This window comes from Ruegeria sp. CDSA236, from assembly GCF_059611285.1.
In genome coordinates this window covers 170,307-189,228 of sequence record NZ_JBXWPG010000008.1, presented here as the reverse complement: position 1 = coordinate 189,228, position 18,922 = coordinate 170,307, and the positions used below count along the sequence as shown (strand labels likewise).

Genomic DNA, 18,922 nt, shown 5'->3' with positions numbered 1-18,922 from the left:
GAACAGGCATCTCCCAGCCCGCAAAATCAACCAACTTCCCACCCAACTCAACATGCAAACCATACAAAGGCGTGCGCCTAATATCCGTCATAAATAAATCCTTTCCCAAGCCAGTTTTCCGAGGTCATCGAATAGCTTGCAACGATGAATTTGCAGGACAGTCTGATATCACCAAGGTTCCTGTGGACGGTCTTGCGAGTCAACAACAATACCGCCCGGCCAGATTCGGGGGTGAGCGAGAATAATTTCCAAACCGCAACGAACGGCTCTGGCCCCGGACCTAGACCTGTCCTAAGACTTGCCACGCAAGAGGGACCGACATGTCACATATCACACTGGTGCGTCACGGGCAGGCCAACACCACCGCGCGCGACGAAAAGAACTATGACAAGCTCAGCGATTTGGGACATCAGCAGGCCCGCTGGCTGGGGGCGCATTTGCAGGACACACGCAGCCATTTTCCCCGGGTCTATTGCGGCACCCTGATCCGCCACGCCGAGACCACCGCCAGCATGGGGCTGACTGATCCGATCCGCGATCCGCGGCTGAACGAGATCGAGTATTTCACCATCGCGCAGCTGTTCGAGGAACAGCACGGCGTGAAAGTGCCCACTGATCGCGAAGGTTTTGTCGAGCATCTGCCCCGCACCTTTGCCGCCTGGGCCGATGGCGCCATCAAAAACACACCGGAAACCTTCGAGGAATTCGAAACCCGGGTGCGCGACGCGCTGACCGATATCGGAACCGAAGGCGGCCCTGCCATCGTTGTGACCTCGGGCGGGTTGATTTCGATGGTTGTCCGGCAGGCGATGGGGCTGGATATCCCGGCCATGGCGCGGGTGGCTCTTGCCATCATGAACACGTCAATGCACCGTTTATACCCGATAGGTACACAGCTCAGCCCGGTTCTGTTCAATGCCGTTCCGCATCTGGAAGCACCAGACCGGCAGTTTGCACAGACCCACTTGTAACCCCAAACCAGAGGCTTTGTGATGCAACTTTACTATGCCCCTCGCACGATTTCGGTCGCCGTTGCGATTGCACTGGAAGAGGCCGGGCTGGACTATGAAGCGATCCAACTGGACTTTGCCGGTGGAGAGCAAACCAAATCCGCCTACAAGCAGATCAACCCAAAAGGCCGGGTTCCGGCGCTGGTGGTAGACGGTGGGATTTTGACCGAAACCGGGGCACTTTTGGAGTTCATCGCAGCAATGGCTCCGAAGGCCGGGCTGGTGCCTGCGGACCCGATCATGGCCGCCCGGATGCGCGAGGTGATGTATTACCTTGCCTCGACCATGCATGTGAACCACGCCCATAAGCTGCGCGGCGCGCGGTGGGCCGACAAGAAATCCAGCTGGAAGGATATGACGGCAAAAGTCGCGCAGACCATGGCAGCGTCCTGCGACTATATCTGTTCGAACGGTCTGCGTGGACCGTTTGTGCTGGGCGAGGCGTTCTCGCTGGCCGATGCCTATTTGTATGTGGTTTGCAGTTGGTTGGAAGGCGACGGCGTCGACGTTGCAACCTACCCCAAGATCGTCGCCTTTCGTGAGGCGGCAGAGGCGCGCGCTTCACTGAAAGCCGTGCGTGCCGCCGGAATGCTCTGATAAAGGGGACAAAATATGACGCATCTATGGGTCCGGGCCGAACAGCGCCCGAACGAAGAACGGGTCGGGCTGACCCCTGAAGGCGCTTTGGCGTTGATCGCTGCTGGCATCCGCGTAACGGTCGAGGTAAGCCATGTTCGCGCCATCCCCATCGACGGTTACAAGGCTGCTGGCTGCGAGATCGCGCCCGAGAATTCCTGGCCAGATGCACCTAAGGACGCGATCATCTTTGGCCTCAAGGAACTGCCCGAGGATGGCACGCCCCTGCCTCACCGCCACATCATGTTCGGCCATGCCTATAAGGGTCAGCATTCCGGCCGGGCGCTGCTAGAACGGTTCAAGGCCGGGGGCGGAACGCTGTATGATCTGGAATATCTAGTCGACGAAAACGACCGCCGAGTCGCCGCCTTTGGCTATTGGGCCGGCTATGCCGGGGCTGCGGTGACACTCAAGACTTGGGCCGCGCAGCAGCGGGGCGCGGAATGCCCTCCGGTTGGTGTCTATCCCAGCAAGGACGCGTTGAATTCCGAGCTTCTGGCTGAACTAGATGCCATCGTGGCCAATAGACCAAGGGCCATCGTCATCGGTGCTCTTGGCCGCGTGGGTACCGGCGCCAGCGACCTTTGCACGGCGATGGGTGTCAGTGTCACCAAGTGGGACATGGCCGAAACCGCCAGCGGCGGGCCGTTCCCTGAAATCCTCGACCACGACCTGTTCCTGAACTGTATCTTCGCGCGCCCAGGTACGCCGATTTTTGTCCCGCAAAAGGCACTGGCCGCTGACCGCAAGCTGACCGCCATCGGCGATGTCGCCTGTGACCCTGACAGCGATTATAACCCTGTTCCGGTTTATGACCGAGCAACCACTTGGGACGCACCTGCCCTGCGCGTGGCGACCAATCCGGTTCTTGATGTAGTTGCAATCGACAATCTGCCGTCGATGCTACCGGTCGAAAGCTCGGAAGATTATGCAGCACAGCTTTTGCCTTCTCTGCTGACCTTGACCGATCTGGACAGCGGCGTCTGGGGCCGGGCCCGCGAGACGTTCGACAACCATGTCTAGGAGTAGCCACGCATGGAACACCTGATCGGAGGCGCGGCAGCAGTTCTAGGCACTGTATGTTGGCTTCCTCAAACCCTAAAGACCTGGCGCTCCCGCGAGACCAAGGATCTGTCTATGCCGGCGAACCTGTTGATTCTGGCCACGTTGAGCATGTGGCTGATTTACGGAGTGATGATTGCGGCATGGCCGCTGATATTGGGTAATGTGATCTCGATCCTGCTTGTCAGCGCGATCGTGATTGCAAAACTGAGGTTTGGCTGAACAGCCGTAAAGGAGTTTTCACATGACGATTCACTGGTGTGGCACCGGCCTGTCGGCCATTCCCGGCTTACGCCGCCTGATCGAAGGCGGGCAAAAGGTCACAGTCTGGAACCGGACAATCGAAAAGGCCAAGGCCGAAGTTGGTGATCTGACCAGCGATATCCGCGTTTTTGATATCGACGCCTTGGCGGCGGTGCTGGAACAGGGCGATGTCATCGTTTCGATGTTGCCCGGCGATTGGCACGTGCCCTTGGCCGAGCTTGCAATCGCGAAACAGGCGAATTTCGTCTCATCCTCCTATATCGCCCCCGAGATGCGCGCGTTGGACGGCGCGGCCCGCGAAGCCGGGGTGGCGCTGGTCAACGAGGTCGGGCTGGACCCGGGCATCGATCACCTGATGGCTCATGCACTGATCGACGACTATCGCGCTTCGGACGCCTTCGACCCGCAGAACCACCTGAGTTTCATCTCTTATTGCGGTGGTATCCCCAAGCATCCGAACCCGTTCCGGTACAAGTTCAGCTGGTCACCGCTGGGTGTGCTCAAGGCGTTGCGTTCACCATCGAAATCAATTCGCAATTATGCTCCGCTGGACGTGGCGCGCCCATGGGATGCGATTACCAGCTATATCGCACCCCTGCCCACACCCGAAAGCTTTGAGGTCTACCCGAACCGCGACTCGATCCCGTTCATGGCGCAGTACCATTTCGAGGATCACTGGCCGGTCAAGGAATTCGTCCGCGGTACCCTGCGCCTGAACGGTTGGGCCGGCGCCTGGTCGGGTGTGTTTTCCGAAATCGAAACCCTGTCCGGGCCCGAAGGCGATGCACGCCTGAAGGAGATGTCGGACCAGTTCTGGGCCGAAAACGCCTATGACGAGGGTGAGCCGGACCGTGTGGTTCTGTGTGTGGGCCTGAAGGCGGAAAAAGACGGCGTTCCGGTCTGGCACAAAACCTATGTGATGGATGCCTGGGGTGACGACCGCGGCACGGCGATGGCGCGGCTGGTCTCGGTCCCGGTTTCACTGGCTGTCGAAGCCGTCTTGAACCGCGCTATCCCGGCAGGCGTTCATGCGGCCCCCAATGATCCAAAGCTGGTGCAGAGTTGGATGGCTGAAATTGACCGGCTGGCGCAGCATCTGCAGGTGGTGGATCATGCGGGCTGAAAACTAAGCCCGCACCAACCTGGATTGGCCGGGTTGGTACATCAATTCAGATGCGTATACGCGAGATCGACAAGGTTTCTACGCAATTCCGGTCCAAACAAGTGTTCAGCTGCATAGCGGTGTTCTTCGGAGCCCTTATCCGAGCCCGAAAAGTAATATTCGCCACCCGAAACACACTCAAACATGGCGCTGTCTACTATCAACCTATTTGCATATTCTTTTGACGCAGTCTGTTCGAATCCGATTGCTGTGCCGAGGTAAACAACCTGCACCAGGACCTTTGCACGCCAATCACCTTGGTCGATCAGGTCATACGGCGTATCAAAACCAGCTCCGCTGTCAAAACCTGGATATTGCTCTGCAAACTGCAATGCAATGTCTTCGCAGCTAAGCTCAGCATAGCTCGCGCGTTTTTCAGGAAACAGAGGCGGGCAATCTGGGCCAGCAAGTCGGCAGGCCTCAAGGAACTTGCGGCGATCATATGCATTGTGTGGATCGGCATGTAACGCTTCGGAAAAGGCCAAAGCCGAGGGTCTATACTCCTTTGCCCGCAATCTGAAATAGCCAGCATAGCTCCAGGCCCACGGGCCCACTTTATGGTTGGCTATGGCGTCTTCAACCAGAGGCTCAACCTCTGACAACCGATCCATCCGGCGCAAGAGTTTGGCTTTTGTCTCTAGCGAATAGTCATTACCCGGGGCAATCTCCAGCGCGGCCTCAATTGCCTCCATCGCCGCTGGGTATTCTTCGGCGCGGGCGTGGGCCAGCGCCTTCCACTGCCACGGCACGCGGCTTTCAGGGTCTTCTGCAATAGCCAGATCAGCCTCGCTTTGGGCAGCCTCCCAGTCTCTATTCCACATATGTGCCCGCATCTTGTGTCGATGGATCAGCGACCGGGTTGACGGGTTATATGCCGCCCATATCAACAACGTATCACAGGCGGCCAACTTGTCTTCCAAGTCAGCCTTACTAAAGTTGCAGGTAGCCATCAGCTTTTTACGTTCTTGGCCTAGCACCAAAACCCCAGCGATTGCGATCAAGACAATACCCGTTAGAACACGGGCGAGCTTCGATTTTCTGTGTCGCAAAGAAGCTGGGGTATCGGATGTCATTCATTCAACCAAAAGTAGTTCACCCGAACCTAAATCAAACCTGGCTGAAATTGTCCACGACCATCCCTTTATCCGATTAAACCGCCAGACAAGAAGGTGTGGAAAACTCTGTCCTCGATCCGTTGCGCAATCGCCTACATCAGATCGTTTTCCACATCTTCCGCCGATACCCCCAGCGCATCCAAACCATTTTCCAGATGATCTGACATGTGCGGCGTGCCGATCAGGTAATCAGCGCAGGGGGTTGAGGCTTCGGCCCTTGCGGTGGCGATGGCTTCGACCAGATCCTCGGCGAAGAAGCTTTCACGCCCGATCCACATGATAGCCACCAGTTCGGCCTGTTCGTCCTCGCTCATGTGATCAATGAACGCGCGCAACTCGCCCTCGGCCCGATTCAGCTCGCGCCCCATCAGCGCAACCTGAGCAACTTTTCTTGCTGAAATTTCCAACATGACCCGACTCCTGTGTTCGCGGCTTTCGAATGAAACAACCACTAGGCAGAGCCCGAGTCTTTGATCTTGAACAAACGCGTTAGCGCAGGCGCACACGCGAAACCGGCTGATCCGGCACCGGTGCGGTTCTGAACGGGCGAAAGGTGGCTTTTTTCACCCAAAGTTTAAGTGCCTGCCAGATGATCAGCGCAAAGGTCCGCCGCGCACCAAATGGGCGGCGCAGCAGCGACCACAGGATCACCCGGTTGGTCAGCGGACGGCGTGTCCCGGTTAACGTCGCGATCAAACCGCCCTCGGGGCGGGCATAGTCGATCCACACGCCAACACGTTCGGGGCGATAGTCAAAACGGAAGGTGTAACTTCCTTCGATTTTCTGGAAGGGCGAGACATGCAGCAGCTTGTCAGCCACCATCCTGTCGGTTGCCTTGATGGGTGAAAAGCCGGGATTGTGGCACAGATAGCTGTGGCGCGTGCCAAAGGTGTTGGTCACCTCGGCCACCACCGCATTAAGCACATCCTGTCCATCAAAACAGAACCAGAAGCTGACCGGGTTGAACACATGCCCCAGAACCCGAGGCTGGGTCAGCAACATCAGGCGCGCCGGTTGCGCCACCTGCAACTGATCAAACCGCGCGCGCAGCCAGGCGGCACCGTCGCCCTGGCCCGGCTCACCCCCGTGATCCTGCGACCGCCAGTTGGCAAGATTGGCCCGGTTCACCGAAAATAGCGCCGGAGTGGTCAGATCGCGTTCAGGGTTCAGAAGAATGTAGTCGACCGAATAGCGGAAGGCGTTTTCGATCGCCCCCTTGCGCCCGTGAAAGGTATGGCCCGCAACATGATCAACGGTCTGTGTCATTCGATATGGTCCGACCCGCTTGTAACCGCCCGGAGGGGCGTGGTTTTCTGAAGGTTTCTGTTACTTAGAATACGGCATCCAGCCAGGATTGGATCAAAAATATCGCTTCAGAGTGATCCGGCTTGGGACACCAACCGTATTGTGGTTATGTTTACCGAGATAGACACCGTGACCTTGGACGAGCCGGCGGCTACACCCGCCGTCCTCAAGCCTTGGCGCACAAGAAAACGCATCAAGGGTAGACAGGTGAACGGAACACAAAGCAGTTGCGACACCAGGATTGAGTGGGTGGACCATGTCAGGCGCATTCGGGATGCGCAGGATCAGGCGGCTTTTGCCGAGCTGTTCCAGCATTTTGCGCCGCGGATCAAGGCGTTCCTGATGAAGTCGGGCTCGGACGCGACCATGTCCGAGGAATGTGCGCAAGAGGTGATGGCGACCTTGTGGCACAAGGCCCATCTGTTCGATCCGACCCGGGCAACGGTGGCCACATGGGTGTTCACCATCGCACGGAACAAACGCATCGACGCCCTGCGCAAGCAACGGCGCCCCGAACCGGAAGAACTGGGCTGGGGCCCCGAGTCCGAACCTGATCAGGACGACGTGATCGTCTTGCAACAAGAAACCGCGCAGCTGCGCACTGCCTTGAAGGCGTTGCCTGACGCGCAAAGAGACTTGATCGAAAAGGCCTATTTCGGAGACCTGAGTCACCGGGAAATTGCATCTCAGACTGGGTTGCCTCTGGGAACGATCAAATCAAGAATTAGGCTGGCGCTGGATCGCCTGCGCCACGCAATGAACTGAGACAGAGACGATGAGCAAACAGATTAAGCATCACCTGACGGAAGATCTGCTGATGGCATATGCCGCCGGCAGCCTGCCCGAAGCGTTCGATCTGATGGTCGCGACCCATCTGTCGCTGTGTGACCATTGCCGCGCGCAGGCTGAAAGCTTTGATGCGGTGGGCGGACAGATACTGGACGAGCTGCCCTATCCTGCCCAAATGCGCGACAGCGCGCTGGCTGCGACGATGGCGCTGATCGCCCAAGGCGCACCGACCCCCAAGCCCGTGAACAAGGGCTGCGCCGTCCTACCTGCCCCCCTGCAGGACTACGTCGGCGGCACTGTCAATGACATCCGATGGCGGCCCATCGGAATGGGCGTCAGACAAGCTATCTTGCCGACGAGCGGCGACGCTTCGGCACGTCTGCTGTTCATTCCGGCCGGAACCGCAGTTCCGGATCACAGCCATAACGGTATGGAATTGACCATGGTTCTGCAGGGTGCTTTCTCGGATGAGGTTGATCACTTTGCACGCGGCGATGTCGAGATTGCCGATGAAGATCTGCATCACACCCCGACCGCAGACATTACCGCAGATTGCATCTGTCTGGCCGTTACCGACGCGCCGCTAAAATTCACCAAGCTCATGCCCCGCTTGTTCCAGCCCTTCCTGCGTATCTGATCTCTGGGACCTGACGCGGTGTGCTGGCCAATTCCGGCCAATGTCGCATCGAACGGCTTGTCAGATTTCGTGCCGCGCCAGCGGTACAACGCCCGGCGTGTCGTCAGGTGCGATCTCTTCGAAATCGAAATTGTCCAGTCGCTGCGCCCGGCGCCCTGCCTTTTCAGCGCTGATCTTGATTTCCGAGATATCCTTGGCCGCCTGCCCGAAATGACGGTCCAGATTGGAAACCCGATCGCCCAGGCGATCTACATCCTTGTGCAGCAGACCCAGCTCTTTGCGGATAGCACCCGCCTGTTCCCGCATCCTTGCGTCCTTCAGGATCGCGCGCATCGTGTTCAGCGTTGCCATGCAGGTGGTGGGCGAGACGATCCAAACGCGTTTGGTAAAGCTCTCCTGCACCAATTCGGGAAACTTGGCGTGCAACTCGGCATAAACCGCTTCGGAAGGTAGGAACATCAACGCGCCATCGGCGGTTTCCCCGTCCAGAATGTATTTCTCGGAGATGTCGTTGATATGCTTGCGCACAGTTGTTCGGAACATCTGCACCGCCGCTTTCAGCTCCGTATCATTGGTCGATCCGATCAGCGCCTCATAGGCCTCCAACGGGAATTTGCTGTCGATCACAATGGGGCCGGGTGGGTTGGGCAGGTGGATCAGGCAATCCGCCCGACGCCCGTTCGACAAGGTTGCCTGCAGCTTGAAACTGTCCGAGGGCAACGCCTTGGAGACGATATCGTTCAACTGAATCTCTCCGAACGCACCGCGCGTCTGTTTGTTCGACAGAATATCCTGAAGCGACAGCACATCGCCCGACAGTTTGGTGATGTTATCCTGCGCCTTGTCGATGGCCGCCAGACGCTCCTGCAGCTGGGTCAGTGACGTCGCCGTCTGTTTCGACGAGCCGTGCAGCGATTCCTTCATCCGCTCCTGCATCTCGGCCAGCGCACGTGCGGATTTCATCGCGTTATCTGCCAGCCGATCGTTCATCTGCTGCTGCACCGAAGACAGGCGGGATTCAACCGTCTGGATCACCTGCAGCTGCGCATTGGCCTGCGTGTCCGAGACATGCTGCAGTCCACCGCGCAGCTGCTCTTGTCCTTGTCCCAACTGCTGAACATGCTGACCCAGATGCGCCATTTGCCGCGACAGTGGCTCGGCCATCCTGGCTGACCGGTTGGCCGCTCGCAAAGACAGGAACAGCAGCAACAGGATCAATGCCACCACCCCGCCAACGATCAGAATCACGGGGTCGTTCAATGCAAATTGGGTTCCTGCAATCTCGATCATATCGCCTCGGGTGTTCTTGTTTTATTCTTCATAGCCCGCGCACCCCGCGGGATCAACTGCGTCCGAACAATCGTTCGATATCGGCCAGTTTCAGTTCCACGTAGGTTGGCCGCCCGTGGTTGCATTGGCCGGAATGAGGCGTTGCCTCCATCTCGCGCAGCAGGGCATTCATTTCCTCGGCCCGCATTCGGCGGCCCGAGCGGATCGAACCGTGACAGGCGACACGGCTGAGGATCGCCTCAATCCGCGCCTGCACCATCTGGCTTTCACCCTGATCGGACAGCTCATCCAGAATATCCAGAATCATTGCGCGGGCGTTGACCTCACCCAGAATGGCCGGGGTTTCACGCACGGCAACCGCACCTCCGCCGAAGGGCTCGAGCGTCAGGCCAAGGCGCGAAAGGTCATCTGCCACCGCCATAAGTCGCGTGCAGTCGCCTTCAGACAACTCTACGATCTCGGGGATCAGCAGCGCCTGCGCCGCCACGCCGTTCGCCGCCATCTGGGCTTTCAGCTTTTCATAGACCAACCGCTCATGCGCGGCGTGCTGATCGACGATCACCATGCCATCAGCGGTCTGGGCGATGATGTAGTTTTCATGCACCTGCCCGCGCGCGGCTCCCAAAGGCAGGTCTTCGGTCGGCGCCTCGGAAGCGGGCTCCGCGACCGGCTCGACCACGCTGCCGCTGTAATCGCGGGTCAGTTCAGCAAAGCCCGGCGCCTGCGCCTGATAAGCCATCTGGCGCGCGGCGGGTGAGGGGCGATCCATCTGATACACCCGCGCCGGGGTGGAGTGAGACGGCTCGGGTCGCATCGCGCCAAGCGTCGCGTTTGCGACGGTCGAGGACGCCCGGTGCCCCGCTTCGGCCAGTGCGTGCCGCAGGGCCGAGACGATCAGCCCGCGTGCGACGCCGGGATCGCAGAACCGGACCTCGGATTTCGCGGGGTGCACGTTCACATCCACCAGCGTCGGATCACAGTCGATGAACAGAGCCGCCGCCGGATGCCGATCACGGCTGAGAAAGTCGAAATAGGCCGCCCGCAATGCACCGGTCAGCATCTTGTCACGCACAGGCCGTCCATTGACGAACAGGTACTGCGCCACCGCTGCGCCCCGAGAATAGGTCGGCAGAGCGGCATAGCCATACAGCCGGATACCCTCACGCGTGGCGTCAATTTGCAACGCGTTCTCGGCAAACTCGCGCCCGATCACGCGGGCCAGTCGGGCATGCAACGCGTTAAACAGATCACCATTCTCGCGGTCAGCACGGAAGGTTACGCGCCCCTCGCCGCCGCCCGAGACATCGCGCAGGGAAAAGGTGACCGAGGGCTCGGCCATGGCCAGACGTTTGACCGTATCGGCGATGGCCTGTGTCTCGGCGCGGTCGGTACGCATGAATTTCAGACGCGCAGGCGTGGCAAAGAACAGATCGCGCAACTCGACCACGGTACCCGCGCGCAGAGCCGCGGGTTTCACCGCGGACATTGTGCCACCAGCGACCTGAATCTGCGCCGCATCCGCCCCCGGAACACGACTGGTTATGGTCAAACGCCCGACCGCGCCCAGCGACGGCAACGCCTCACCGCGAAAGCCGAAAGTATGAATGTTCAGCAGATCCGACCCGTCGATTTTCGAGGTTGCGTGGCGGGACAAAGCCAACGGCAAGTCCGCCGCCGCAATACCACAGCCGTCATCGGTGACGCGAATCAGCGTCTTGCCCCCATCGGCGATCTCTATCGCAACCCGCGTGGCACCTGCATCAATGGCGTTCTCGATCAATTCCTTGACCGCAGAGGCCGGTCGCTCGACCACTTCGCCGGCTGCGATCCGGTTGATTGCAGCATCGTCCAACTGCCGAATTACCGGTCGAAACTCGTTGATATTGGGGTTTGCCTGCTCCATACCCCTAGACCTAGCACATGCGCACACGATTCTGCCACTGCTATGGTATTCAGATTTTGTGCAAGAGGGGGGCGTTCGGACAATCGCGCCGTGTCGGCCCGCAAGGCGACGACCTTGATCACGATTGCCCGAACAAGCCGGGGTGAGTGGTGGTCAGTTGCTTAACAATACAACAACCTTAGCACGATCTGCAGATTAAGGCTCATTAACTCTGGTCGTGCTGTTCGCGTTGGCAAAGTTCAGCCGAAATACGGCATCAGCCAACAGCAGGAATATGCCGGATCAAACAGTGCCTGGAGCACCCGCGCGGGTCCGGCAGGGGCCGAAAACAGCCGCAAGCGCCAGAATCACACCAGATACCGTTGCGATCATTCCGGCGGCACTCACGGCATCGCGGGCACCCAGCCATAATGGGCCATAACCCGCCAGAACATAGCCCATCACCGCCGAAACCACGGCAAATACAACGCTCCATGCGATTTGAGATTCCAATCGGTTGGTCATCAACCGCGCCGCAGCGGGGGGGCAGATGAACATGGCAATCACGATGATCGAGCCAACCGCGTCGAAGGATGCGACGGCAGCTATCGCCGCTGTGATCACCAGCGCAAACCCCAAAGGACCGGTCCGAATACCAACCGTGCTGGCAAAACCTTCGTCAAAGGTCGAAATCTTCAATGGTCGCCAGAATATCCAGGTAAACAGGGAAACCCCCGCAAGCGTCAGCGCGATACGCGGCAATTCCGGGGGCAACCCCGCAAGCGCGGCCGGGTTCCACAGCGAGACCCATCCCGTTGCGTCCAGCCAGATCAGACTTTCGAGATTGCCATACAGCGCGTGTTCCACATCCAGATGCACGGTCGAGGTGTCCGTCTGCTCCAACAAAAGAACACCCGCCGCAAATAGGGTAGTAAAGACCACGCCCATTGCCGCACCGGGTTCGATCTGACCCAGCCTGCGGATCGCTTCGATCATCACAACGGCAACCACGGCAGCACCCGCCGCGCCCAGCATCATCGGCCAGGTCGAGATCGCGCCGGTCAGCAGAAAGGCCACCACGATGCCCGGCAACACTACATGGCTGATGGCATCCCCGATCAGCGCCTGTTTGCGCAGAACCAGAAAGTTCCCCGGAAGGGCGCAGGCGATGGCGGCAAATGTCCCGATCAGCAGCGGTGTCAGTGACAGGGGAACGAATTCTTCGCCGCTCATGGTGCTATCCCCTGCGGGCCGCCGATCTGGCGGTCGATCTCGGTAATCTGGTCGCGGGTCAGCACGGTTTCGATATCGCGCAGCCCGTCATAAAGCGCCGCCGTTGCTTCGTGGGCCTGGTCCGTGCGAACGACCTCCCACCGCTTTTCGTCGCGCAGGGCTTTGGCGGCGCGGGCCTTGCCAGCCTCGGTTGCCACGCCGTCGGGGCGTGCCAACCCGGCCCGGCGCAACAAACGCAGGGTCAGCGGCTCATAGATTTTCTGCCCTTGTGCCAACGCAAGCAAGCCCTGCCGGATATGAACCCGACGCTGGAATTGCAGGTGCCGCAACACCGCCGCCAGAACACCGCGAACCGGCGCCAACAGCAACGACAGGACAAACACGGCAAAACTGACAAGAACGATAAGCGGACCCGTCGGCAGATTGGGAGCCGCCGCCGACAGTGCCGCACCGATATAACCCGAGACGCCCCCGATCAGACCCGCCAGCAACACTACTCTTTCGGACCGCTCAGTCCAAAACCGGGCTGTCACCGGCGGAATGATCAAAAGCGCAACGATCAGGATCAACCCGACAACTTTCAGGCCAACCACTGTGACGGCCATAACCAGACCCATCATTGCAAGGTCGATGCGATGCACCGGCAGGCCCCTGGCTGCTGCAAATTCAGGGTCAAAGGCCACGATCGTCATTGGACGGCGGATAATCATGACAAGCGCCAGCGTTGCCGCGCCTCCGATCGCAATGATCATCGCATCTGTCCAAAGCATTCCTGCGGTCGAGCCCAGCAGAAACCCTTCGAGCCCCGCCTGTCGGCCCACACCCATGGTCTGGATCACCGTCAGCAGCACAATGCCGAAACCAAAGAATACAGATAGGACCGCTCCGATCGCGGCATCCTCGGCCAGCCGCGTGTGCCGCGTCAGCCAGTTCATACACAAAAGGCCGATCCAAGCGGATATTGCCGACCCGACGAGCAGGCCGATCAGGTTTCTGCCGTCCCCACCGAGGGCCACAAGTACCATAAAGGCCAGACACACACCCGGCAATGTCGCATGGCTGATCGCATCGCTGACCAGTGCACGTTTGCGCAAGAACAGAAATGTGCCGGTTACCCCGGCGGAAATGCCCAGCAGGCTGGCGCCGATTGCGACCAGCGTGGCGTTATAGCCAAGCTGAAGGGTCAGAGCATCCCAATGCATGACTCACCCCAGCGCGCGTGAGATCTGGTCGATCTGCGCCGTAGCCAGACGGCCGCCATAGGCAGATTGCAATGTCTTGGCCGTAAAAGCCTCGGCCACGGGCCCCTCGGCGACTTTGCGCGTGTTGATCAGGAAAACATGGTCGAAATAGTCGGTGACGGTCGCCAGGTCATGATGCACCGCAACCACGGTCTTGCCCGCCTCTTTCAGCGATTTCAGGACGGAAATGATGGCCTTTTCCGTTGCCGCATCAACCCCGGCAAAAGGTTCGTCCAGCAGATACAGATCGGCGGCCTGCGCCAAGGCGCGCGCCAGAAAGACCCTCTGCTGCTGGCCGCCTGACAACTGGCCGATCTGCCGGTCGGCAAAGTCACGCATCCCTACACGGTGCAGACAATCCATCGCCTGCGCCTTATGCCGGGCGCGCACCCGTCCCAACAGCCCCAGTTCGCGCGACAAGCCCATCAGAACCACGTCAATCACGCGCGTCGGGAAGTCCCAGTCCACGCTGGCCCGCTGCGGCACATATGCGATCCGGGACCGCTGTCGATCCAGCCGATCGCCAAACACCGTCACCTGACCGGACAGGGGTGAGACAATCCCCAAAGCCGCCTTCAACAGGGTCGATTTACCTGCACCGTTTGGCCCGATGATCGCTGTCATGGCACCCGGTTGCACGGTCATATCAACCGAGAAAACCGCCGGCTTCTGCCCGTACGAGACGGTCAGGCCACGAATGGCCAGCGGACTTTCTCCAATGTCGTTTTCCGAAAGGGGGATGCCCTGATGTGCCGCCAGTTCCAGCATCTCTTAAAACCCCGCCGACAGATTGCCGCTCATGCCGGTTTTGGGAATATCAGCCCCCAGAGCGCCTGCAATTACAGTGATATTGTGATCCAGCATCCCGATGTAGGTACCCTCATAGGTGCCGGGCTCGCCCATCGCGTCCGAATAAAGCTGTCCACCGACTTCGACCTGATGTCCCCTGGCCGCTGCGCCCTCGATCAGTGCACGCATCGACCGATCCGAGACCGAGCTTTCCACGAAAACTGCCGTCAGTTGCCGGTCAACCAGCGTATCGACCAATTCGCTAATCCGGTTCAATCCCGCCTCGGATTGGGTTGAAATGCCCTGAATTCCAAGCACATCGTACCCGTATTCAGCACCGAAATACCCAAAGGCATCATGTGCCGTCACCAGAACACGGTTGTTTTCCGGGACCGCTGCAAGCACTTGCTTGCCATAAGCCTCCAGTTCCGCGATCTGCGCAAGAAAGGCCTCTGCGTTTGCCGCAAAGGTGTCCGCGGCCTCGGGGCGCGCTTGTGTCAGGGCTTTTTGCACCTCGACCACGACATCGCGCCACAGGGCCGGGCTCATCCAAAGATGGGGATCGTATTTGTCAGCATAATTGTCATGCGCGTGCAGCTTTGACTTATCAACGCCTTCGGCTACCGCAACGACCATGCGTTTACGCCCTAGGTCATGGAAGAACTCTTCCATCTGCGCCTCAAGATACAGACCATGCCACAGGATCAGATCGGACCTGGTCATAGCGACGATATCACTGCGGGTCTGACGATAGGCATGCGGGTCGACGCCGGGGCCCATAAGGCCCTTCACCTCGACCTGATCACCTCCGACCTGACGGGCGGCATCGGCAATCATACCGGTCGTGGCCACCACTTTCAGCGGCGCATCGGCCCAGGCCGAGAATGGGAATACAGCGGCGAATGCCAGCGCTGCAAGGAAACTACGACGAATCATGTCAGGCCCCAGAATTGGTATCTTGCTAAGATGAATATGAGAACCGCTCGCAACTAAGTCAATGCTATTGAGAATTATTCGCAAGAAAACGCCTATTTTGTCCATTTGGTCAAAAAATTTACCCTTCCAATGCCGGATGGCCTTCCATTTGCATCTTACCCGTGCGAATTTGGTACAAACCTCCCAAAGGATGTGAAAATGGAAACGCAGAGCTCAGAAAGCCCCGTGCGCACCGCGCATCTGCCGCAAGTGACCGAGCCCCGGAACCCTGGAATGGAGCTTGATCTGGATTGGGTGCGGGCCGTACAGGTCAATACCTCGGCCGTTGAGCGCCGCGCCGCCACCCTGCCGGGTCGGCGCTCGGTGAAAAAGGACTACCAGGCGGCGTGGCTGCTCAAGGCGATCACCATGATCGACCTGACCACCCTATCGGGAGACGATACCGTCGGCCGTGTCCGGCGCCTGTGCGCCAAAGCGCGGCAACCCGTTGCTTCTGCAACACTTCAGGCGTTGGACATGCCACCGATCACCACCGGCGCGGTCTGTGTCTATCACGACATGATCGAAACCGCTGTGGATGCGCTGAAGGGCACCGGGATTCCGGTGGCCGCCGTATCGACCGGATTCCCTGCAGGCTTGTCCCCGTTCCACCTGCGCGTGGCCGAGATCGAAGAAAGCGTCAAAGCCGGAGCCGAGGAAATCGACATCGTAATCTCTCGGCGTCATGTGCTGTCGGGCGACTGGCAGGCCTTGTATGACGAGATGAAAGCGTTCCGCGTGGCTTGTGGCGACGCGCATGTCAAAGCCATCCTTGCAACCGGCGAACTGGGCAGCCTACGCAACGTGGCGCGCGCCTCGCTGGTCTGCATGATGGCGGGGGCGGATTTCATCAAGACTTCGACCGGTAAGGAAAGCGTCAACGCCACGCTGCCCGTGTCGCTGGTGATGATCCGGGCGATCCGCGATTACTATGACCGCACCGGGTATCGTGTCGGATATAAACCCGCAGGCGGGATTTCCAAAGCCAAGGACGCACTAGTTTACCTGTCGCTGATCAAGGATGAGTTGGGCGACCGTTGGCTGGAGCCGGACCTGTTTCGCTTTGGCGCGTCGTCGCTGTTGGGCGATATCGAACGGCAGCTAGAACATTTCTTAACGGGTGCTTATTCCGCCGGTTACAGGCACTCGATGGGCTGAGGACGAAAACAATGACAGTCAAAGAGATTTTCGAGACCATGGATTACGGCCCTGCCCCCGAAAGCTCAGCCGAAGCGCTGGCCTGGCTGGTCGATCAGGGTGACAAATTTGGTCACTATATCGACGGGGCCTTCACCAAACCGGGCAAGGGGTTCGACAGCCGCAACCCGGCGACCGGAGAGGTTTTGGCCAAGCTGACCCAAGCCAAGCAAGCCGATGTCGACGCCGCCGTATCCGCCGCCCGCAAGGCGCAGCCAAAATGGGAGAAGATGGGCGGTGCGGGTCGTGCGCGCTACCTCTATGCCATCGCGCGCCTGCTGCAAAAGCACTCGCGCCTGTTTGCAGTGCTGGAAAGCTTGGATAACGGCAAGCCGATCCGTGAATCGCGCGACATCGACATCCCTCTGGTACAGCGCCACTTTTACTACCACGCCGGCATGGCGCAGTTGATGGAAAGCGAACTACCCAACGCCGAAGCGCTGGGAGTGTGTGGACAAATCGTTCCTTGGAACTTCCCGCTGCTGATGCTGGCTTGGAAGATTGCTCCGGCGCTGGCCATGGGTAACACGGTCGTTCTGAAACCTGCCGAATATACCTCTCTGACCGCGCTGCTGTTTGCCGATATCTGCTCACAGGCCGGGCTGCCCAAGGGTGTGGTCAACATCGTCACGGGCGATGGCGCGGTGGGTGAGATGATCGTGGCCTCGGACGTGGACAAGATCGCCTTTACCGGCTCAACCGCAGTGGGGCGGCGCATCCGTGAGGCGACCGCCGGTTCGGGTAAGGCGCTGACTTTGGAGCTGGGCGGCAAGTCCGCCTATATCGTCTTTGACGACGCCGATATCGATTCCGCCATCGAAGGGCTGGTCGACGCGATCTGGTTCAATCAGGGTCAGGTTTGTTGCGCGGGTTCGCGTCTGTTGGTTCAGGAAGGCATCGCCGATCGGTTCCACGAGAAACTGCGTACCCGAATGGACACTCTGCGCATCGGTGATCCATTGGACAAATGCATCGACGTGGGTGCTGTGGTCGACCCGGTCCAGTTGCAGACCATCAAGAGCATGGTCGACAGCAACACCGCGGGTCACGTTTATCAGGCGGCCGGCGCGCTGCCCGAAAATGGCTGTTTCTACCCGCCAACGCTGATCTCGGGCCTCGAAACCTCCGATCAGCTGATGCAGGAGGAAATTTTTGGCCCGGTGCTGGTGTCTTCGACCTTCCGTACGCCGGAAGAGGCGGTTGAGCTGGCCAACAACACCCGTTACGGGCTGGCGGCGACGGTATGGACCGAGAACGTGAACCTTGCACTGGATATCGCACCGAAGCTGGTCGCGGGCGTTGTCTGGGTGAATGCCACCAATCTGTTCGATGCCGCAGCCGGGTTCGGCGGTGTGCGCGAAAGCGGCTTTGGCCGCGAAGGTGGCTGGGAAGGTCTGACCGCTTACACCAAGCATAAAGGCAAAGGCAAGCCATTGGCCAAGGCCGAGGCAGCGATGGGCGAAGGTGCCCCGGTCGATCCGATTGACCGTACTGCCAAAATGTATGTCGGCGGCAAACAGGCCCGTCCTGACAGCGGATATTCGAAACCCGTCTGGGGCAAGTCTGGACTGCTGGGCCATGTGGGTCTGGCCAACCGCAAAGACGTCCGCAACGCGGTCGAGGCCGCAGCGGGGGCCAAGGGTTGGTCCAAGACCACCGGCCATCTGCGGGCACAGATTCTGTATTACATCGGCGAAAACCTCTCGGCCCGCGCGGGTGAATTCGCTGCGCGCCTTGATGCCATGACCGGCAGGAAAGACGGTGCGAAAGAGGTCGAAGCCGCGATCCAGCGCCTGTTCACCGCCGCTGCCTGGGCCGACAAGTATGACGGCCAGGTGCACGGCGTTCCGATCCGGGGCGTGGCCATTGCCATGAAAGAACCTGTCGGCGTGATCGGCGCGCTCTGTGCTGACGAGGCGCCGCTGCTGGGTCTGGTCTCGGCCATGGCGCCTGCGGTTGCGATGGGCAACCGGGTGGTTCTTGCGGCAAGCGAGCCTTACCCGCTGGCGGCGACGGATTTCTACCAAATCCTCGAAACCTCGGACGTGCCCGCTGGCGTGGTCAACATCCTGACTGGCAGCCACACGGAACTGGCGAAGCCGCTGGCTTCGCATCTGAATGTGGATGCGATCTGGTCATTCTCGTCTACCGATCTGTCGGCCGAGATCGAGCGGGCTTCGGCCGGGAACCTGAAACGGAGTTGGGTTAATAACGCCATGGCAACCGACTGGCACGAGGATCAGACTCGCCGCTTCCTGCAGGCTGCGACCGAGGTTAAAAACATCTGGGTGCCCTACGGCGAGTAGGGCCCCAGCCCCGGAAAACCCAGGGGTTC

General features: G+C 59.4%; 18 protein-coding genes. 9 read left to right on the top strand and 9 right to left on the bottom strand.

The window, feature by feature from the left end; genetic code table 11:
* Nucleotides 1-320: 320 nt before the first annotated feature.
* The 5 genes from AC2FLB_RS14395 to AC2FLB_RS14375 are packed head-to-tail and all read left to right on the top strand — an operon-like array spanning nt 321 to nt 4,095.
* Nucleotides 321-971 (top strand): histidine phosphatase family protein, encoded by a 651-nt coding sequence (locus AC2FLB_RS14395; protein ID WP_142640087.1) that lies wholly within the window; start codon nt 321-323, stop codon nt 969-971.
* Nucleotides 972-992: 21 nt separating this feature from the next.
* On the top strand, nt 993-1,607 hold the full coding sequence (locus AC2FLB_RS14390) for a glutathione S-transferase family protein (protein ID WP_271952162.1): 615 nt from the start codon (nt 993-995) through the stop codon (nt 1,605-1,607).
* Nucleotides 1,608-1,622: 15 nt separating this feature from the next.
* Nucleotides 1,623-2,669 carry a saccharopine dehydrogenase gene (locus tag AC2FLB_RS14385; protein WP_496709484.1) on the top strand — a complete coding sequence of 349 codons (1,047 nt, stop codon included), beginning with the start codon at nt 1,623-1,625 and terminating at the stop codon, nt 2,667-2,669.
* 12 nt (nt 2,670-2,681) lie between these two features.
* Nucleotides 2,682-2,930, top strand: a complete 249-nt coding sequence (locus tag AC2FLB_RS14380) for a SemiSWEET family sugar transporter (protein ID WP_496709483.1) — start codon at nt 2,682-2,684, stop codon at nt 2,928-2,930.
* 22 nt (nt 2,931-2,952) lie between these two features.
* Nucleotides 2,953-4,095, top strand: coding sequence for a saccharopine dehydrogenase family protein (locus AC2FLB_RS14375; protein ID WP_496693138.1), 1,143 nt, complete (start codon nt 2,953-2,955; stop codon nt 4,093-4,095).
* Nucleotides 4,096-4,136: 41 nt separating this feature from the next.
* Here AC2FLB_RS14375 and AC2FLB_RS14370 read toward each other — a convergent pair whose 3' ends face one another.
* The 3 genes from AC2FLB_RS14370 to AC2FLB_RS14360 form a co-directional block, all read right to left on the bottom strand.
* Nucleotides 4,137-5,054 carry a tetratricopeptide repeat protein gene (locus AC2FLB_RS14370; protein ID WP_496709482.1) on the bottom strand — a complete coding sequence of 306 codons (918 nt, stop codon included), beginning with the start codon at nt 5,052-5,054 and terminating at the stop codon, nt 4,137-4,139.
* A gap of 287 nt (nt 5,055-5,341) precedes the next feature.
* Complete coding sequence (locus AC2FLB_RS14365) at nt 5,342-5,659, bottom strand: DUF3775 domain-containing protein (RefSeq protein WP_142640076.1); 318 nt, start codon at nt 5,657-5,659, stop codon at nt 5,342-5,344.
* A gap of 79 nt (nt 5,660-5,738) precedes the next feature.
* Entirely contained in the window at nt 5,739-6,515 is a 777-nt protein-coding gene (locus AC2FLB_RS14360) for a DUF1365 domain-containing protein (protein ID WP_496709481.1), read from the bottom strand.
* A gap of 147 nt (nt 6,516-6,662) precedes the next feature.
* Between AC2FLB_RS14360 and AC2FLB_RS14355 the strand changes: the two genes are divergently transcribed.
* Both AC2FLB_RS14355 and AC2FLB_RS14350 read left to right on the top strand, forming a co-directional pair.
* On the top strand, nt 6,663-7,319 hold the full coding sequence (locus AC2FLB_RS14355; RefSeq protein WP_142640072.1) for a sigma-70 family RNA polymerase sigma factor: 657 nt from the start codon (nt 6,663-6,665) through the stop codon (nt 7,317-7,319).
* 10 nt (nt 7,320-7,329) lie between these two features.
* A complete protein-coding gene (locus AC2FLB_RS14350; RefSeq protein ID WP_496708337.1) occupies nt 7,330-7,980 on the top strand; it encodes a ChrR family anti-sigma-E factor in 651 nt (216 codons plus the stop codon).
* A gap of 60 nt (nt 7,981-8,040) precedes the next feature.
* Here AC2FLB_RS14350 and AC2FLB_RS14345 read toward each other — a convergent pair whose 3' ends face one another.
* The 6 genes from AC2FLB_RS14345 to AC2FLB_RS14320 form a co-directional block, all read right to left on the bottom strand.
* Nucleotides 8,041-9,270: a DNA recombination protein RmuC gene (locus tag AC2FLB_RS14345; protein WP_142640068.1), complete on the bottom strand. Its 1,230-nt coding sequence runs from the start codon at nt 9,268-9,270 to the stop codon at nt 8,041-8,043.
* Nucleotides 9,271-9,322: 52 nt separating this feature from the next.
* Nucleotides 9,323-11,173, bottom strand: a complete 1,851-nt coding sequence (gene mutL / locus AC2FLB_RS14340) for a DNA mismatch repair endonuclease MutL (protein ID WP_496709480.1) — start codon at nt 11,171-11,173, stop codon at nt 9,323-9,325.
* Between the two features lie 282 nt (nt 11,174-11,455).
* Nucleotides 11,456-12,385, bottom strand: coding sequence for a metal ABC transporter permease (locus AC2FLB_RS14335; RefSeq protein WP_496709479.1), 930 nt, complete (start codon nt 12,383-12,385; stop codon nt 11,456-11,458).
* Nucleotides 12,382-13,587, bottom strand: a complete 1,206-nt coding sequence (locus AC2FLB_RS14330; protein ID WP_281973767.1) for a metal ABC transporter permease — start codon at nt 13,585-13,587, stop codon at nt 12,382-12,384. The genes AC2FLB_RS14335 and AC2FLB_RS14330 overlap by 4 nt, the downstream gene beginning before the upstream one ends.
* Nucleotides 13,588-13,590: 3 nt before the next feature.
* Nucleotides 13,591-14,394 carry a metal ABC transporter ATP-binding protein gene (locus AC2FLB_RS14325; RefSeq protein ID WP_282022375.1) on the bottom strand — a complete coding sequence of 268 codons (804 nt, stop codon included), beginning with the start codon at nt 14,392-14,394 and terminating at the stop codon, nt 13,591-13,593.
* A 3-nt stretch (nt 14,395-14,397) separates the two neighbouring features.
* Nucleotides 14,398-15,351 (bottom strand): metal ABC transporter solute-binding protein, Zn/Mn family, encoded by a 954-nt coding sequence (locus AC2FLB_RS14320; protein WP_496693036.1) that lies wholly within the window; start codon nt 15,349-15,351, stop codon nt 14,398-14,400.
* A gap of 198 nt (nt 15,352-15,549) precedes the next feature.
* Between AC2FLB_RS14320 and deoC the strand changes: the two genes are divergently transcribed.
* A complete protein-coding gene (gene deoC / locus AC2FLB_RS14315) occupies nt 15,550-16,548 on the top strand; it encodes a deoxyribose-phosphate aldolase (RefSeq protein WP_496693037.1) in 999 nt (332 codons plus the stop codon).
* A gap of 11 nt (nt 16,549-16,559) precedes the next feature.
* Nucleotides 16,560-18,893, top strand: a complete 2,334-nt coding sequence (locus tag AC2FLB_RS14310; RefSeq protein ID WP_496709478.1) for an aldehyde dehydrogenase family protein — start codon at nt 16,560-16,562, stop codon at nt 18,891-18,893.
* Nucleotides 18,894-18,922: the final 29 nt, after the last annotated feature.